This window comes from Brevundimonas sp. KH_060 (genome assembly GCF_057838275.1).
Genome location: NZ_CM174463.1, coordinates 1,481,610 through 1,497,479 on the forward strand (window position 1 = coordinate 1,481,610; position 15,870 = coordinate 1,497,479).

The window sequence follows — 15,870 nt, forward strand, 5'->3', positions numbered from 1 at the left end:
TCCGATAGGGGCGCGGCGTTCTTTTTGGGTCAGGCGCTCTTGCGGGCTTTGGCGCGCTTGGCGGGCGCGGGTTCGGCGGTCAGGGCGGCGATGCGGCCCTTGCGGCGTTCCTCGTGCCGGTCCAGCACTTCCTTGAGGTAGCGGCCGGTCCAGCTGGCGGGGTTGTCGGCTACCTGTTCCGGCGTACCGACGGCGACGATCTCGCCCCCGCCGTCGCCGCCCTCGGGGCCGAAGTCCAGCAGGTGGTCGGCCACCTTGATGACGTCGAGGTTGTGCTCGATCACGACGATAGTGTTGCCGTTCTCGACCAGTTCCTGCAGCACCTCCAGCAGCTTGCGCGTGTCCTCGAAGTGCAGGCCGGTCGTAGGTTCGTCCAGGATGTAGAGCGTCTTGCCGGTCGCCCGCTTCGACAGCTCCTTCGACAGCTTGACTCGCTGGGCCTCGCCGCCGGACAGGGTGGTGGCCGGCTGGCCGACCTTGACGTAGCCCAGACCCACGCGCTCCAGCGTCAGCATCTTGTCGCGGATCGAGGGCACAGCGGTGAAGAAGCGCGCCGCCTCTTCAACCGTCATGTCCAGAACGTCGGATATGCTCTTGCCTTTGAAGACGATTTCCAGCGTTTCGCGGTTGTAGCGCTTGCCCTTGCAGACGTCGCAGGTGACGTAGACGTCGGGCAGGAAGTGCATCTCGATCTTGATGACGCCGTCGCCCTGGCAGGCCTCGCAGCGGCCGCCCTTGACGTTGAAGCTGAAGCGGCCGGGGCCGTAGCCGCGCGCCTTGGCCTCGGGCAGGCCCGCATACCAGTCGCGGATCGGGCCGAAGGCGCCGGTGTAGGTGGCGGGGTTCGAGCGCGGGGTGCGGCCGATGGGCGACTGGTCGATGTCGATGACCTTGTCGAAATGCTCCAGCCCCTCGATGCGGTCGAAGGGGGCGGGGGCGTCGGACGCATTGTTCAGGCGGCGCGCGGCGGCCTTGTACAGGGTCTCGATGGTGAAGGTCGACTTTCCGCCGCCCGAGACGCCTGTGACGCAGGTGAAGACGCCGACCGGAATCTCGCCCGTGACGTTCTTCAGGTTGTTGCCCGTGGCGCCCGAGACCTTGAGCATCCGCTTGCGGTTGATCGGACGGCGGCCTTCGGGCGGCAGTTCGATCTCGCGCGCGCCGGTCAGATACTGGCCGGTCAGGGAGTTGGGGTTGGCCATGACCTGTGCGGGCGTGCCTTCGGCGCAGACCGTGCCGCCGTGGACGCCGGCGGCCGGGCCCATGTCGATGACGTAGTCGGCCGTCAGGATCGCTTCTTCATCGTGCTCGACCACCAGCACGGAGTTCCCCAAGTCGCGCAGCCCTTTCAGGCTGTCCAGCAGACGGGTGTTGTCGCGCTGGTGCAGGCCGATGGACGGCTCGTCCAGCACATAGAGGACGCCGGTCAGGCCCGAGCCGATCTGCGAGGCCAGACGGATGCGCTGGCTCTCGCCGCCCGACAGGGTGCCGGACGAACGCGACAGGTTCAGATAGTCCAGCCCGACGTTGTTCAGGAAACGCAGCCGGTCGGTGATCTCCTTCAGGATGCGTCGGGCGATCTCGATCTGCTTCTCGGTCAGGCCGTCTTCCAGCGTCGAGAACCACAGGAAGGCCTTGGAGATGGACAGGTTGGAGATGTCGGCGATGTCCTCGCCCCCGACCTTGACCGCCAGGGCCTCGGGTTTCAGGCGCTTGCCGCCGCAGACCTCGCACGGGGTTTCGGATTGATAGCGGCCCAGCTCCTCGCGCACCCAGGCGCTGTCGGTCTCGCGCCAGCGGCGCTCCAGGTTCGGCAGCACGCCCTCGAACGGCTTGGAGACCTCGTATTTGCGGGCGTTGTCGTCATAGACGAACTTGATCTTCTCGCCGCCCGAGCCGCGCAGGACGACGGATTGCGCCTTCTCCGGCAGGTCGCGCCACGCCTTGTCCATCGAGAAGCCGTAGTGCAGCGCCAGCGACTGCAGCGTCTGCGTATAGAGCGGCGAGGGGCCGCGCGCCCACGGCGCCACCGCGCCCTTGTGCAGGGTCTTGTCGCGGTCGGGGATCACCAGGTCGGCGTCGAAGGCCAGCTTGACCCCCAGGCCGTCACAGGCCGGACAGGCGCCGAAGGGGTTGTTGAACGAGAACAGCCTGGGCTCGATCTCGCTGATGGTGAAGCCTGAGACGGGGCAGGCGAATTTCTCGGAAAAGACGATCCGGCGCGGCTCTTCGCCTTCAGGCGCGCTAGCCCATTCCGCCGTGGCTATGCCCTCAGCCAGACCGAGTGCGGTCTGGATGCTGTCGGCGTAGCGGCCTTCAAGGCCTTCTTTGGTTACAATGCGATCGACGACGATATCGATGTCGTGCTTGAACTTTTTGTCGAGCGCGGGAGCGTCCTCGATGGCGTAGAATTCGCCGTCGATCTTCAGCCTCTGGAAGCCCTGACGCTGCCACTCGGCCATTTCCTTCTTGTACTCGCCCTTGCGGCCGCGAACGACCGGCGCCAGCAGCAGGATACGCTCGCCGTCGGGCAGGGCGGTCAGCTTGTCGACCATCTGGCTGACGGTCTGGCTTTCAATCGGCAGGCCGGTGGCGGGCGAATAGGGCACGCCCACGCGCGCCCACAACAGGCGCATGTAGTCGTGGATCTCGGTGACGGTGCCGACGGTCGAGCGCGGGTTCTTCGATGTCGTCTTCTGCTCGATGGAGATGGCCGGGGACAGGCCCTCGATCAGGTCTACGTCCGGCTTGCCCATCAGCTCCAGGAACTGGCGCGCGTAGGCTGACAGGCTCTCGACATAGCGGCGCTGACCCTCGGCGTAGATGGTGTCGAACGCCAGCGAGGATTTGCCCGACCCGGACAGGCCGGTCATGACCACCAGCTGCTCGCGCGGAATGTCGAGATCGACGCCCTTGAGGTTGTGCTCGCGGGCGCCGCGAACGCGGATGAAGTTGTGCTTTTCGGTCATGGAATCCGGGAACGCGGAAGACCCCGAAACGGTCCGGGGCGACGACGCTATATGGGGATCAATTCGCCGGAAACAGCAAGAACAATATGAGAACTTTAGTCTGCTTCAGGCGCCCACGGCGTTCCTGAGCGGCGATAGCGTTCGCCGGGGCCGACCAGGACGCCGTGGGCGTTGGCGACGCCCAGCTCAAGGCTTTCGGCGATGCGGCGGGCGCGGACGATGAAATGTTCGGCGGCGACGGGCGGGCATAGTTCGCGGGCAGTCGTCTCGAACAAGCCTAGCCAGTGATCGAAATGACGCGCGTCGATCGGCAGGGGCAGGTGTTTGGGCATGGGCCGCCCCTGATAGACGCCGGTCGACAGGGCGACGGACGACCAGAACAGCTTCATCTGCTCCAGATGCGGACCCCAGTCGTCGATGCGGGCGGCGAAGATCGGGCCGATGAAATCATCCTCGCGCACCTTGGCGTAGAAGCCTTCGACCAAGGCGTCGATCATGGTCTCGTCGATGCCCGTTTCGGCGCGGATGCGGGCGACGGCGGCTTCGCGACGGGCGGCGGCTTGGGCCCGGTCCGGCGCGGGACGGTCGATGCGAAAGGCGACGGGGCGGTCGGGCGTGCTCATATCGGCAAGATAGGAAGCGGCGTCGCGGAAGGCCATGACGCCGATTGTCCAAGGCGTCCCGTTGCTGCATTGCGAAAGCTGCGCCGCAAATTGGGGGTTGCGTTACCAAACGTCCGTCCCCATCCTTCACTCAGCCAACGCATCAGTGAGGAGGCGCGACGATCATGATCAGCACCCTGGAAATCGGTTTCGCCCTTTCCGTGCCGCTGCTCGTGTTCGCCTATGTCCTCGCTCAACCCAAGCCCAAACCGGTCCGCATCCGCGCTCGTGACGCTCAACAGCGTCGCGGCCCGCACGCCTGACGGTAGAGGCCTTTTCGACAATCTGACGCTCGCCTTCGGGCGAGAACGCACGGCCGTCGTGGGCCGCAACGGCGTGGGCAAGACCACGCTGCTGAGCCTTGTCGCCGGTCTGGCTGAGCCTGCCGAGGGCGCGGTCGCGCGCGCTGGAACGGTCGGCTGGCTGGCGCAGGCCCAGACTCCGGCTGATGACGAGACTGTGGCGGATACGCTGGGCGTGGCCGAGCCTCTGGCCGTCCTGCATCGCGTGCTGGCGGGGGATGGCTCGCTGGATGACATGGCCGAGGCGGACTGGACGCTGGAAGAGCGGATGCAGGCGGCTCTGACCGAGGTCGGTCTGGCCGATCTGGCGCTGGATCGCCGCACGGCGGACTTGAGCGGCGGCGAACAGACGCGGCTGCGGCTGGCGGGCCTGAAGCTGGCCGCGCCGGACCTGCTGGTGCTGGACGAACCGACCAACCATCTGGACGCCGAGGCCCGCGCCATGATCGCCGATGTCGTGGCCGGATGGCCGGGCGGGGTGGTGTTGGTAAGCCACGACCGCGCCCTTCTGCGCCGCGTGGATCGCATCGTGGAGCTGTCCAGTCTGGGCGCGCGGATGCATGGCGGCGGTTGGGATCTGTATGTCGAGCGCCGCGACGCCGAACGGGCCGCCGCCGAACGCGATCTGGAGCAGGCCGAGCGCGCCATCGGCCGCGTGCAGCGCGAAAATCAGGCGGCGCAGGAGCGTCAGGCTCGGCGCGACCGCGCGGGCAAATCGGCGCGCGCCAACAGCTCTGATCCGAAGATATTGCTCGACGCTCAGGCCCAGCGGGCCGAGGAGAGCGGCGCGCGCGGCCAGCGCCTGGCCGAGCGCAAGCGGCAGGCGGTCGAGGCCGACCTGACCGAGGCGCGTGAGCGGGTCGAGCGCGTGCGCCAGATGGCCCTGGCCATGCCGTCGACGGGCCTGCCTGGCGGGCGCACGGTGCTGAACCTGAGTGATGCGGTCGCGACGGCCAATGACGGACGCCGCTTGCTGGGGCCGCTTTCGCTGCGTCTGACCGGGCCTGAGCGTGTCGCTGTGATCGGGCCCAACGGGGCGGGCAAGACGACGCTCCTGAAACTGATAGCCGGCTTGTCAGAGCCTTCGTCGGGGACGGTCGAGCGGCCGGTCCGCGCGGCTCTGCTGGATCAACAGGCGGCCATGCTGAAGTCCGACGAAACCCTGGTGGACGCCTGGCTGAGGTTGAACCCGCAGGGCTCGCCGAACGCCGCGCGGGCGGCTCTGGCGCGCTTTCTGTTCCGCAATGTGCAGGCGGACCGACGTGTGGGCGAACTGTCGGGCGGAGAGCGTCTGCGCGCGGCGCTGGCCTGTATCATGACGGGCGCGGAGCCGCCGCAGCTGCTGGTGCTGGACGAACCCACCAACCACCTGGATATCGATTCCGTCGAGGCGGTCGAGGCCGCCCTGTCAGGCTATGACGGCGCCTTGGTCGTGGTCAGCCACGACGCTGATTTTCTGGAGAATCTGGGCGTCAAACGGACGATCGTGCTGAAGAACGGTCAACTCCAGCCCTCGACCACGCCCTGACGGCGGCCGCGGATCGCGGGGGTGTTCAGCGTGGTGCGCGGCTCGGCCTCTGCCCGGCCGAACAGCCAGCCCTGGCCATGGGTGACGCCCAGATCGTGCAGGGCGTCGGCGACCTGATCCGTCTCGATCATCTCGGCGATGGTCTCCAGCTCCAGCGAGCCGCACAGCTCGACCAGGTGGGCGACCAGGGTGCGGGTGCGGGCGTCGATGTCGATATCGCGCACCAGGGCGCCGTCGATCTTCACCGCATCCACCGACAGGCCGCGCAGATAGTCGAAGGAGGCCGAACCTGCGCCGAAATCGTCGATGCAGACCTTGATCCCGGCGTTGCGCAGAGCGCCCAGGCGCCGGTCGGCGGCGGCCAGGTCGGCTAGGGCGGCGGTCTCCGTCACCTCGACCATCAGGCGACGTCGGTCGTCGGGCGCCGAGGCGGTCATCTTCAACAGGGCGGCGACATAGGCGTCGTTCGCCAGGGACGCGCCCGAGACGTTGACGGCGATCTTCAGCAGGCCGCCGCCCGGCTCGCGCAGGCGGCGCACCGCCTTCTCCGCCACGGCCAGGTCGAAGCCGTCGATCAGGGCCAACTCCTCGGCCATGCGGATGGCGGCGGCGGGGCCTGATCCCTTGCCGAAGCGGGCCAGGGCTTCGAAATGGTGCACGGCCCGCGTCTTCAGGTCGACGATGGGCTGGTAGTAGAGGGCGAACTCGCGGTCGCGCACGATGCTGCGGAAACGGTCGGCGTCCTTCAGCGTGCGTTGCAGGGAATCGGCGAAGGACAGTTCGGGCTGATCCAGCCCGCCTTCCTTCAGGCAACCCTCGATGGCGAACCGCATGGCGCGCAGGGCCGAAGCCGCGTCGCTGCCCAGGGTGCTCTGCGTCGCGACAGCGGACAGGGCCAGACCCTCGGCCTGACCGGCCTTCTGCATTTCCGCCGCAAGGTCGCGCGTATCGTCCAGGTTGCGGATCAGGGCGTAGCGATCGGACGTCAGCTGACCCGCGCTGGCGCCGTCGTGCGAGGCGGCGTTCAGAGAGGCGCCGATGCGGCCGTGGGCGCGTTCCAGCGTGGCGGGATCGACGCCCTGCAGGCCGTTCACGTCGATGAAGGCCAGCGCCAACCGCTGCAGGGCGCCGGCCTCGCCGCCTGCTAAACTGGCGCGGGCATGATTGAGGAAGCCCTCGGCGTCTCTGGTCGGGGTGCCGGCGGGCAGGGGCGCGTCCTCGACGACGAAGGGCTCGCCTTCATAGGACAGGGCGCAGGATTGCGCCGGGGCGATGTCAGGCAGGGCGAAGGCGCGCAGGGTGGCCCGACGCATGCGGCCGTCGCCGCAGTCGACCAGGACTTCGGCAGCCGGGCTGCGCTGGCCTGGACGCAGCTCTGCCAGCAGGTTCTGAAGAACGGTTGCGCTGTTGATCGACAGGCGATCGCTGAGGGGATGGCCGACCCAGGCGGCCGTCTGCTGGCCCGCGACGGCGCCGGAACCTAGGGCGAAACGCACCACGCCGTGCTGATCGACTTCGATCAGGGCGTCGGCGGCGGCGAAGGCCAGGCCCAGGAGGCGCGGGGTCAGGTTCATGCCGAAGCCATAAGACGCAGGCTGTTAAGGAATAGCGACGGCTGGGGTCAGGCGGTGCGATTCAAGGCTACGGCCCGCCCGTCGCCCTGCATGGCCTGGCCCGAAGCGCCGTAGCCCACGCCCTGCGCGCGGGCGCCCGCCACCTCGGCCGCGATGGTGCGGACCAGACCTTCGGAAACCTGGCGCGCCGCTTCCACGGTGACGGCGTGTTCAGCCAGCACCGTTTCAAAGGCCTCGGTCGCCTCGATCAGGGCGCGGCGGTCAGCCTCCGGGGCGATGGCGATGGCGGCGGGATTGGCTTTCACTTGCGCCGACTCGCGACGATAGAGGTTGGCCATCTCCTGCGTCTGGGCCATGCCCTCATTCAGATCCTGAGCGCGGTGGGCGCGCAGAGCCTCCATTTCCAACGACAGTCGCTCGGTCAGGTCGCGGGTCAGGCGCGTCAGGTGCTGTACGCGCAGGGCGGCGGTTTCGACGTCGGCGGACATGCGCTTTGCTCCTGCATCTTGATCATCTGGGCCAGAACGCTATCGGCCAGGCCGACGCCGCCCGCCTTTACCGTCTGCTGGGCCATGGCGTCGACCAGGAAGCCGCGCCAGCCGGCTTCGCCCGCGCCGCCGCCGAAGGGCGCTTCGGTGCTCAGGCCCTCGAACATGGGCTTCATCATCTGCGACAGGAAGCTGGCCTCGAAGGCCTCGGCCGTGCGGCGCATGGCTTCGCGATCCTTTGAAGGAGATGCGTCGGCTGGAAGGTTGGCGCGCAGCAGATCGGGGGAGGCGGCGAGGGGGCTCATCAGATCACCTCGATTTCGGCCTGCAGGGCGCCGGCGGCCTTGATGGCCTGCAGGATGCTGATCATGTCGCGCGGGCTGACGCCCAGGGCGTTCAGGCCGTTGACCAGGGTGGACAAGGAGGTCGAGCCGCCCACGATCCGCATCTGACGGCCGGTCTCTTCGGAAATGCTGATGTCAGACTGGGGCACGACCACCGTCTGGCCGCCGCGGCTGAAGGGCTCGGGCTGGCTCACCAGGGGCGTCTCCTGCACCGAGACGGTCAGATTGCCCTGCGCCACGGCGACGGTGGAGATGCGCACGGCCTCGCCCATGACGATGACGCCGTTGACCTCGTCGATAATGACCTTGGCCGGGGAATCGATCTGGACCGGCAGGTTCTCGACCCGGCTGAGGAAGCCGGCCATGCCGAAGTTCTGGGGCGCGCGGATGGCGACCACGGTGCCGTTTTCGGCGAAGGCGCTCTGGGGGTAGGTCTGGTTGATGGCGGCGGCGATGCGCTGGGCCGTGGTGAAGTCCGGATTGCGCAGGTTCAGGCGCACCACCGGCATGGAGCCGAGGTCGAAGCCGGTCTCGCGCTCGACCACGCCGCCCGAGGCGATGCGGCCCGCCGTGGGAACGCCGCGGGTGATCGAGGAGCCGGAGCCGCCCGAGGCCGAAACGGCGCCGGTCTGAACCGAGCCTTGCGACACGGCGTAGATTTCACCGTCAGCGCCCTGCAGAGCCGTGACCAGCAGCGTGCCGCCCAGCAGGCTCTTGGCGTCGCCCATGGCCGAAACGCTGACGTCCAGCCGTGAGCCGGGCGTGGCGAAGGGCGGCAGCTCGGCCGTGACCATGACGGCGGCCACGTTCTTGGTGTTCAGGTTGGCGCCGCGGATGTTGACGCCCTGGCGCTCCATCATCCCCTCCAGCGACTGGCGGGTGAAGGGCGAGTTGCGGACGCTGTCGCCGGTGCCGTTCAGGCCGACCACCAAGCCGTAGCCGACCAGCTGGTTCGAGCGGACGCCCTCGATGGAGACGATGTCCTTGATGCGCGACTGGGCCTCAGCCACGCCCGGCTGGGCGGCGAGAACCAGGGCCGCGATGGCCGGGCCGATAAGGGCGGTAAGCAACTTCTGCATACGACAGACGTCCCTGCGTGAGCGTTCATCATTAACCATGCGAGGATCGTGCCGGAGAAAAATGCGAGTGAATTCAACATTGGTCGATTTTCGGCCCGGCGCCTGACGGCAGGTTTTGCCGGGCTGTTAACCAAGACTTCAGCCCCTGAGTGCAGGGTGCGAAACGTAGAAGGAGACGTCTTGCATGAAGGTCACCGGACCCTTGGGCGCCGCTTCGACGCCGGCTGCGCGACCCGCTGTGCGTGGCGCGGGCGGTTTCGCCCTGCCGACGACCGGAGGCGCAATCTCTGCGGCTCAGGCCGGCGCGACCTCATCCGCGTCAGGCGTCGCGAGCGCTGCTGCTCTGATGGCGTTGCAGGGCGTGGAAGACCCGACGGAGCGCCGCCGCCGCGCCATTCGCCGGGGCTCGGGCCTGCTGGATCGACTGGACGAACTGAAGCTGGCGCTGTTGGGCGGTCAGGACGGGGCGACGGCCCTTGGGCGTTTGGCCCGCGACCTGCGCGAAGAGCGCGATGAAGAGGCTGAGCCGGGCCTGAAGGCTGTGCTGGATCAGATCGATCTGCGCGCTTCGGTAGAATTGGCGAAAGCGGAAATGAGTCGATCGCGCTCCTGAAGGCGTTGAAACTTCGGCTGAACCCCCGATTTCCGGGGCTTTGTGAGGATAATTCGCCACACTGCCCCTACGGAAGCGCAGCTTAGCCATATCACGGACTCGCGAACGCCATTGCCGCGACTCTTGCGCTTGCCTATACGGCCCATGCGCCGCAGGGGGGCGCGATAGAGAACGAGTGTGAGTGCGATGACCGCATTGGCCTCTGTAGTGTCCGGGGATACGGCTGTTTATCGGCCGACCGACGACGAACCGTTCATGAACGAACGGCAGGTCGCCTATTTCAAGAACAAGCTTTTGTCCTGGAAAGACGACATTCTTCGCGAGTCGAAGGGCACTGTCACCAATCTGAAAGCCGAGACTGAGAACCATCCTGACTTGGTGGATCGGGCCTCATCGGAATCCGATCGCGCGCTGGAGCTTCGGACTCGCGACCGGCAACGCAAGCTGATCTCCAAGATCGATGATGCGCTGCGCCGGATCGAGGACGGCACCTACGGCTACTGTGAGGATACCGGCGAGCCGATCGGGCTGGGTCGTCTGGAGGCTCGCCCGACGGCGACCTTGTCAGTGGAGGCTCAGGAGCGGCATGAACGTCGTGAGCGGGTCCACCGCGACGACTGAAGCGATGCAGACTTTCGTCAAATGACGAAAAGTTCGGGTTTGCTCCAAGCTTGAGCCATTTTGCGCTGCGATAGGCGCTGCGACGGCGTTGATCTGCCGTCGTTGCACTTAATTTATGCAAGGATGTTTCATGACCCGTACGTTCGCCTCTCTTTCGGCTGTCGCCTTGTTGGCGCTTGGGGCCTGCGCCCAGACATCTGCTGTCGACCCCACGCGTCCTGCGGGCCATGGCGGCGTCGTAGAGAAGGTTGTCTACGTGGCCTCTGAAGTGCGCCCATGCACGGCGGGCGTGGCGCGGACGACCTGCCTGCAGGTGCGTGAGACCGAGAGCGCGCCCTGGGAGCTGCACTATTTCGGCTACGAAGGCTTCGAGCATAAGCCGGGCGTAGAATACCGCCTGCGCGTTCGCGGTACGCCGGTCGCCAATCCCCCGGCCGACGCGTCTTCGATCCGCTGGTCGCTGATCGAAATCCTAGACCAGAAGCCCGCTCAGTCCTGATCAGGTTTCCGCACGCGCCTCTCTTGACTTCGAGGGGGCCGTGATCGACCTAGACCCTTATCGGAACGGCGTCGCGCCTGCACAGGTGCGACGCCTTTTCGACGTTTTCAGAGACTGGACGCTCTGCCCGGATCATCATGGTTCGCGGCGGGCCGCCCGGCCGCCTTCGCTTTCAGGCTCGCAGGATCCTCATGTCCGTCAAGGTTCGTTTCGCTCCGTCTCCCACGGGTAAGCTGCACGTCGGCAATGTCCGCACGGCTCTGGTGAACTGGCTGTTCGCCAAGGGGCAGGGCGGCGCCTTCGTGCTGCGCATCGACGACACTGACCTGGTCCGTTCGACGCAGGAGTCGGAAGACAACATCGAGATCGACCTGAAGTGGCTCGGCCTGACCTGGGACGAGCGCTACAACCAGTCCAAGCGGTTCGACCGTTATGAAGAGGCCGCCGCCCGCTTGAAGGCCGATGGCCGCCTCTACCCCTGCTATGAGACGGCCGATGAACTGGACCGCCGCCGCAAGGTGCAGCTGTCGCGCGGCCTGCCGCCCATCTATGACCGCGCCGCCTTGTCGCTAACAGATGCTGAAAAGGCCGCGCTAGAGGCCGAGGGCCGCCGTCCGCACTGGCGCTTCAAGCTGGAAGGCAAGCGCGTCGCCTGGGAAGACCTGGCGCGTGGTCACGCCGAGGTGGACACCGCCTCCATGTCCGACCCGGTGCTTATCCGCGAGGACGGCCTGTTCCTCTATACGCTGCCGTCGGTCGTCGACGACATCGACATGGAGATCACCCACATCATCCGAGGCGAGGACCACGTCACCAACACCGGCGCCCAGATCGAGATCTTCGAGGCGCTGGGGGCCAGGGTTCCCGGATTCGCTCACATGCCGCTGCTGGTCGGCGCTGACGGCACGGCCCTGTCCAAGCGTCTGGGCTCGCTGGCCATCATGGACATGCGCGCCGATGGCTATGAGCCGATCGCCATCACCAGCCATCTGGGCAAGATCGGCACTTCGGACAATCTGGAGGTCGCCGCTTCGCTGCAGGAACTGGGCGAGGCCTTCGCCTTCTCCAAGATGGGGCGTTCGCCCGCCCGCTATGACACGGCCGATCTGGATCGCCTGAACGCCCAGGCGGTGCACGCCATCGACTACGCCGCCGCCAAGCCGCGCCTGGAAGCCCTGGGCGTCGATCTGGGCGAGGCCTTCTGGAACACGGTGAAGGGCAACCTCAGCAAGTTCGGCGATGTTGTTGAGATGGCGAAGGTCGTCACGGGACCGGTGACGCCGGTGATCGAGGACGCCGCCTTCGCCGCCGCTGCTCTGGAACTGCTGCCCGAAACCATCGACGCCGACGCCTGGTCGGCCTGGACCTCGGCGGTGAAGGACAAGACCGGCGCCAAGGGCAAGGGTCTGTTCATGCCGCTCCGTCTGATTCTGACGGGCCAGGCGCATGGACCGGACATGGCGGCCATGATCCCGCTGATCGGGCGCGAACGCATGATCGAGCGCCTGAAGGGCGAAACCGCCTGACGGTCCGTCCAACGGATACAAGAAAGGCCGCCTTCGTCGTGAAGGCGGCCTTTTTTCGTTCAGGGTTGAAGCTGGATCAGCCCGCGTTGCAGGCGGCGATCTCTTCTGCGCTCAGGGCCTGGCCCTTGTAGGAGAAGCTGGTCACCGGACCCAGCTTGGCGACCACGCGGCGGCACGCGCGCGTCGCGGGCTGGTTGGAGCCGCCGGTGGCGGTGCAGGCGTCGCCTTCGCAGCGCCAGGTGGCGCCGTCGACGATCACACGGCCGGTCGGGGCCTTGGCGGCGTCAGCCAGGGTGGCGCTGGTGGCCGGGGCCTGGGCGAGGGCAGGGGCGGCCGCGAACAGGGCGACGGCGGCGAGAAGAGCACGCATGAACAGTCTCCGATAAGGGTGGGGCGCACGCCCAGCATCGCCATAGGCCGTTTTTTAAGAAAACTGTCAATCCAGCTTCTCGCCTGACGGACCGGCGTTACTGACGCACGTTTACTTACCGACGATCATGTTGCAAGTGGGGCGTGTCCTGAGCTGATTTCATGGCTTCGATCGCGCCCTCGACCGAATCGACGCTGACATAGGCCTCCAGGAAGCTGGCCGGCGTCATGCCCTTTTCGACCGTATGTTCGATCAGGGTGAAGAAGCCGTCCCAGAAACCGTCCAGATTCAGGAAGATGACGGGTTTGGCGTGCAGGTCCAGCCGCTTCCACGACAGCAGCTCCACGACCTCTTCCAGCGTGCCGACGCCGCCGGGCGCGACGACGAAGACGTCGGATTCGTCGTACATCAGCTGCTTGCGCTCGTGCATGGAGGTGACGACGATCGTCTCCACATCGTCGAACAGGCGTTCACGGCTGCGCAGGAAGGCGGGCATGATGCCGACGACGCGGCCGCCGGCTTCATGCGCTGCGCGAGCCGAAGCGCCCATCAGGCCCACGCCGCCGCCGCCATAGACGAAGCGCCAACCCGCCTCGGCTACAGCCTTGCCGAACTCCGCGGCCGCCTGGATGTAGCGCGGGTCGGTCCCGTCGGAAGAGCCGCAGAACAGGCAGACGGATTGGCCCTCGAACGGGGCGATGTTGACGGAGGGCAGGGACATGGAACCTTTGGTGACCTCGGGCGGCAAGTGAAGACAGGCGGGGAGCGCCAAGCGGGCCGGGTTGAAGGGGCTGGGCCAAGCGAACGGAGCCGTCTATCTGGACACACAGCCTTATAGCGATGCGGGACAGGATGGAACGAAGGATCGGCCTGCGACTGAGTTTGAGCCTGGCGCTGGGATTGGCGACGGCGCTTTCGGCGTGCGGCGCTCCCAAGAGCGATGCGGAAGCCGATACGGCCGAAGTGCAGGACGGCGACTGGATGGCGACGCCGCGCATCACCAGCGTGTTGTCCCAGGCGTCTGGAGGCGTCTTGGTGCGAGGAGAAGCCGCGCCTGGCGCGCGCGTGATCCTCAGCGGCGCTGATGGTTCTGCTGTGGCCGCCGCCGCGGATGCGCAGGGGCGATTCGAGCTGCATGTCGGTCCTGCCGCGGTCGGGCAGATTCTGACGCCTGAGATCCAGATCGGGCAGGCGACGACGCCGGGACCGCAACGTCTGCTGGTGGTCGGGGAAGGCGGGCGTCTGGCCGCCTTGTTGACCGACGGCGGCGCCAGCCTGCGCCTGACGCCAGGACCGACCTTGGACGCCTTGGACGGCGACGGTCGCGGTCTGATCGCCTCGGGCCGCGCTGACCCTGGCCGAAAAGTCGCGGTCCAAGCCGGAGGAGGAACGGCCCAGGGCGTGGCGGATTCGCATGGTCGTTGGAGCGTTGTCGTTCCTGCTGTGGGAGATCGCGCGAGCGATATCGAGGTAGAGGGGCGGATATTCCGCTATCCGGGCCCTGGCGCGTCCCCTGATCGGGTTGAGCGAGCAGGAGAAGGGTGGCGGGTCACACGCCAGTTGTCAGGCGCTGCGCGCCAGACGACCTGGTTTCCTGATGCAGGCGCATGAATTTCAGGCCTGATCGTCGTTAATGCGGCATTAACCAAACCGGTTGATCAAGGGGCAGTCTTCTTTCTTCGAGGACACCCACCATCACCAAACGACTTTCGGCCCGATGCTCATTGCGTCGGGCTTTCTTTTGATCTCACGTGCGTGGATGCATGGTGAGGAAGGCAGGCAGCAAGCTGGCCACGACGCGGCGGCTGGCATCGTCCGATTGACCCAGCATCTCCCGTAAAGGGTCGCCGATCATCGCTTCGCCGAATGCGCTGAGCGCAATGAAGAGAACGGCCGAGCCGATGATCTCGTCTGATCGATCGCCGCCCAGGCCGATCTTTTCCTGGATGGCGACAACCAAATTCTGAACGGCCTCTCGAACGGGTTCGAGATGGGACAGGTCTCCAGACAATGCGATCCAGGCCGCCAGTCGGCCTGCGCCGCCGGTCGAAAAGGCGTCGAAGACGGCGTTGATGAGCTCCAATGGAGCGCCTTCGTCTGTCCGAAGCCTGGCGACTGCGGCGTCCAAGGCGTCGTTGAGATCGGCGACCATTGAGCCCATGAGCGCCGACTGCAGTCCGGCGGCTGAGCCGAAATGGTGGATCAGATTGGCGTGGGTGACGCCTATTTCTCCCGCGACCGCAGCCAGGGTCACGGCGTTCGGTCCGCCGGAGAGCAGGAGGTCGCGCGCTGACGCCAAGGCTTCGCGGCGGGCTTCCTCGGGCGATCGCCGTCTGCGGCGCGGCTTATCAGCGATTTTAATTGACATTTATGTAAATGACATCCATGTAGGTAACGTGTCTTACGAGTCGTCCAAGGAGACTGCAAGCCATGGTCGCGACGGCGCTTGATGATAGTGGAGCCATAACGGGCTTTCGCGAAGCCTCTCGTATGCTGAAACGTAGAGTTCAGCCCGTTCGTGCAGCGCGCGCGATACGTCGGCTGGTGGCGGACAAGGATGACACCGAACAGGTGTTCGAGATCATGAACGCCTTGGCGGGACGTTCTGTGGACTGGGGCTATGCGAAGTTGCTGAACTCCTCCGAAGGCGGCGTTCAGGCGTATCGCCGTTTGGAATTGGCGGACCGACTGCAGGATCGGGAGTGGTTGAAGACCATGCCGGCAGGCAGCGTCGGGGCGGCCTATCTAGATTTCATCGTCTCGCAGGATTTCTCCGCTTATGGCCTCGCTGAAGAAAGCCGCAAGGTGACGGACAGCGAGATCGAAGCCGCGCATCCGCGCGCCTGGTACGGGCGACGCCTGCGAGACGTGCACGACATCTGGCACGTGTTGACGGGCTATCACACCGACGCTCTGGGCGAAGCCTGCGTTGTGGCCTTTTCTCTGCCGCAGACGCGGAGCTCCGGCTTTGGCCTGATCGCGGCGGCGATCGCTGTGCAGTTCGCGCGAGCGCGCACCGGCTATCCATGCGCCCGGGCGGTGTTTCAGGCCTGGCGCGACGGGCGCCGTGCGGCCTGGCTTCCGGGACAGGACTACGAAGCCTTGCTCGCAGAACCGTTGGATCAGGCGCGGCTTCGCCTGCGTATTCGCAGGCCGGACGTCTACGAACGCGTGCCTGCGGCGGTTCGAAACGCCTACCTGGGCGGCAAGGGCTGAGGCGCGAGCGAGGGAGCGCGGGCGGGGCGGCCGCGTTTCCTCCTTTCAGGACAATGGAAGACAGTCTGAGCGACTTCGC

The 15,870-nt window shown here is 66.4% G+C and carries 17 protein-coding genes; 8 read left to right on the forward strand and 9 right to left on the reverse strand.

The annotated features are described in order from the left end of the window. Positions 1 to 29: 29 nt before the first annotated feature. Positions 30 to 2,969 (reverse strand): excinuclease ABC subunit UvrA, encoded by a 2,940-nt coding sequence (uvrA, locus tag AC3IPP_RS07330; protein ID WP_489150886.1) that lies wholly within the window; start codon positions 2,967 to 2,969, stop codon positions 30 to 32. A 95-nt stretch (positions 2,970 to 3,064) separates the two neighbouring features. After that, on the reverse strand, positions 3,065 to 3,628 hold the full coding sequence (locus AC3IPP_RS07335) for a group III truncated hemoglobin (protein WP_489150887.1): 564 nt from the start codon (positions 3,626 to 3,628) through the stop codon (positions 3,065 to 3,067). Between the two features lie 128 nt (positions 3,629 to 3,756). Here AC3IPP_RS07335 and AC3IPP_RS07340 point away from each other — a divergent pair, with 128 nt between their 5' ends. Continuing rightward, a complete protein-coding gene (locus AC3IPP_RS07340) occupies positions 3,757 to 3,894 on the forward strand; it encodes a hypothetical protein (RefSeq protein WP_003165247.1) in 138 nt (45 codons plus the stop codon). Then, the gene (locus tag AC3IPP_RS07345; protein ID WP_489150888.1) at positions 3,860 to 5,461 is read left to right on the forward strand and encodes an ABC-F family ATP-binding cassette domain-containing protein; all 1,602 of its coding nucleotides are present in this window, start codon (positions 3,860 to 3,862) and stop codon (positions 5,459 to 5,461) included. Before AC3IPP_RS07340 ends, AC3IPP_RS07345 begins: the two co-directional genes overlap by 35 nt. On the opposite strand, the gene AC3IPP_RS07350 is transcribed toward AC3IPP_RS07345, so the two are convergent. From AC3IPP_RS07350 to AC3IPP_RS07365, 4 genes are read right to left on the reverse strand one after another with little or no spacing between them, the layout of a single operon-like run. After that, complete coding sequence (locus AC3IPP_RS07350; protein ID WP_489150889.1) at positions 5,434 to 7,035, reverse strand: EAL domain-containing protein; 1,602 nt, start codon at positions 7,033 to 7,035, stop codon at positions 5,434 to 5,436. The two genes, AC3IPP_RS07345 and AC3IPP_RS07350, sit on opposite strands and share 28 nt — an antisense overlap. A gap of 47 nt (positions 7,036 to 7,082) precedes the next feature. After that, positions 7,083 to 7,523 (reverse strand): flagellar basal-body protein FlbY, encoded by a 441-nt coding sequence (locus AC3IPP_RS07355; protein WP_489150890.1) that lies wholly within the window; start codon positions 7,521 to 7,523, stop codon positions 7,083 to 7,085. Continuing rightward, positions 7,478 to 7,828 (reverse strand): rod-binding protein, encoded by a 351-nt coding sequence (locus AC3IPP_RS07360; RefSeq protein WP_489150891.1) that lies wholly within the window; start codon positions 7,826 to 7,828, stop codon positions 7,478 to 7,480. Before AC3IPP_RS07360 ends, AC3IPP_RS07355 begins: the two co-directional genes overlap by 46 nt. Then, positions 7,828 to 8,946, reverse strand: coding sequence for a flagellar basal body P-ring protein FlgI (locus AC3IPP_RS07365; RefSeq protein WP_046654078.1), 1,119 nt, complete (start codon positions 8,944 to 8,946; stop codon positions 7,828 to 7,830). Before AC3IPP_RS07365 ends, AC3IPP_RS07360 begins: the two co-directional genes overlap by 1 nt. A gap of 184 nt (positions 8,947 to 9,130) precedes the next feature. On the opposite strand from AC3IPP_RS07365, the gene AC3IPP_RS07370 reads away from it, so the two are divergent. From AC3IPP_RS07370 to gltX, 4 genes are all read left to right on the forward strand, one after another. After that, positions 9,131 to 9,559: a flagellar assembly protein FliX gene (locus AC3IPP_RS07370; RefSeq protein ID WP_489150892.1), complete on the forward strand. Its 429-nt coding sequence runs from the start codon at positions 9,131 to 9,133 to the stop codon at positions 9,557 to 9,559. 186 nt (positions 9,560 to 9,745) lie between these two features. Further along, a complete protein-coding gene (dksA, locus tag AC3IPP_RS07375; protein ID WP_076222624.1) occupies positions 9,746 to 10,180 on the forward strand; it encodes an RNA polymerase-binding protein DksA in 435 nt (144 codons plus the stop codon). A gap of 130 nt (positions 10,181 to 10,310) precedes the next feature. Continuing rightward, positions 10,311 to 10,679, forward strand: coding sequence for a DUF4377 domain-containing protein (locus AC3IPP_RS07380; protein WP_489150893.1), 369 nt, complete (start codon positions 10,311 to 10,313; stop codon positions 10,677 to 10,679). Positions 10,680 to 10,870: 191 nt separating this feature from the next. After that, positions 10,871 to 12,205 (forward strand): glutamate--tRNA ligase, encoded by a 1,335-nt coding sequence (gltX, locus tag AC3IPP_RS07385; RefSeq protein WP_128720155.1) that lies wholly within the window; start codon positions 10,871 to 10,873, stop codon positions 12,203 to 12,205. A gap of 76 nt (positions 12,206 to 12,281) precedes the next feature. Here the strand turns inward: gltX and AC3IPP_RS07390 are convergent, their stop codons facing one another. Beyond that, the gene (locus AC3IPP_RS07390; protein WP_128720154.1) at positions 12,282 to 12,575 is read right to left on the reverse strand and encodes a DUF8200 family protein; all 294 of its coding nucleotides are present in this window, start codon (positions 12,573 to 12,575) and stop codon (positions 12,282 to 12,284) included. A 115-nt stretch (positions 12,576 to 12,690) separates the two neighbouring features. Beyond that, positions 12,691 to 13,296 (reverse strand): LOG family protein, encoded by a 606-nt coding sequence (locus tag AC3IPP_RS07395; RefSeq protein ID WP_076222622.1) that lies wholly within the window; start codon positions 13,294 to 13,296, stop codon positions 12,691 to 12,693. A gap of 131 nt (positions 13,297 to 13,427) precedes the next feature. On the opposite strand from AC3IPP_RS07395, the gene AC3IPP_RS07400 reads away from it, so the two are divergent. After that, positions 13,428 to 14,186 (forward strand): hypothetical protein, encoded by a 759-nt coding sequence (locus AC3IPP_RS07400; protein WP_128720153.1) that lies wholly within the window; start codon positions 13,428 to 13,430, stop codon positions 14,184 to 14,186. 136 nt (positions 14,187 to 14,322) lie between these two features. On the opposite strand, the gene AC3IPP_RS07405 is transcribed toward AC3IPP_RS07400, so the two are convergent. Next, positions 14,323 to 14,943: a TetR/AcrR family transcriptional regulator gene (locus tag AC3IPP_RS07405; RefSeq protein ID WP_128720152.1), complete on the reverse strand. Its 621-nt coding sequence runs from the start codon at positions 14,941 to 14,943 to the stop codon at positions 14,323 to 14,325. 62 nt (positions 14,944 to 15,005) lie between these two features. On the opposite strand from AC3IPP_RS07405, the gene AC3IPP_RS07410 reads away from it, so the two are divergent. Then, positions 15,006 to 15,791: a Coq4 family protein gene (locus AC3IPP_RS07410; protein WP_489150894.1), complete on the forward strand. Its 786-nt coding sequence runs from the start codon at positions 15,006 to 15,008 to the stop codon at positions 15,789 to 15,791. Positions 15,792 to 15,870 lie beyond the last annotated feature (79 nt).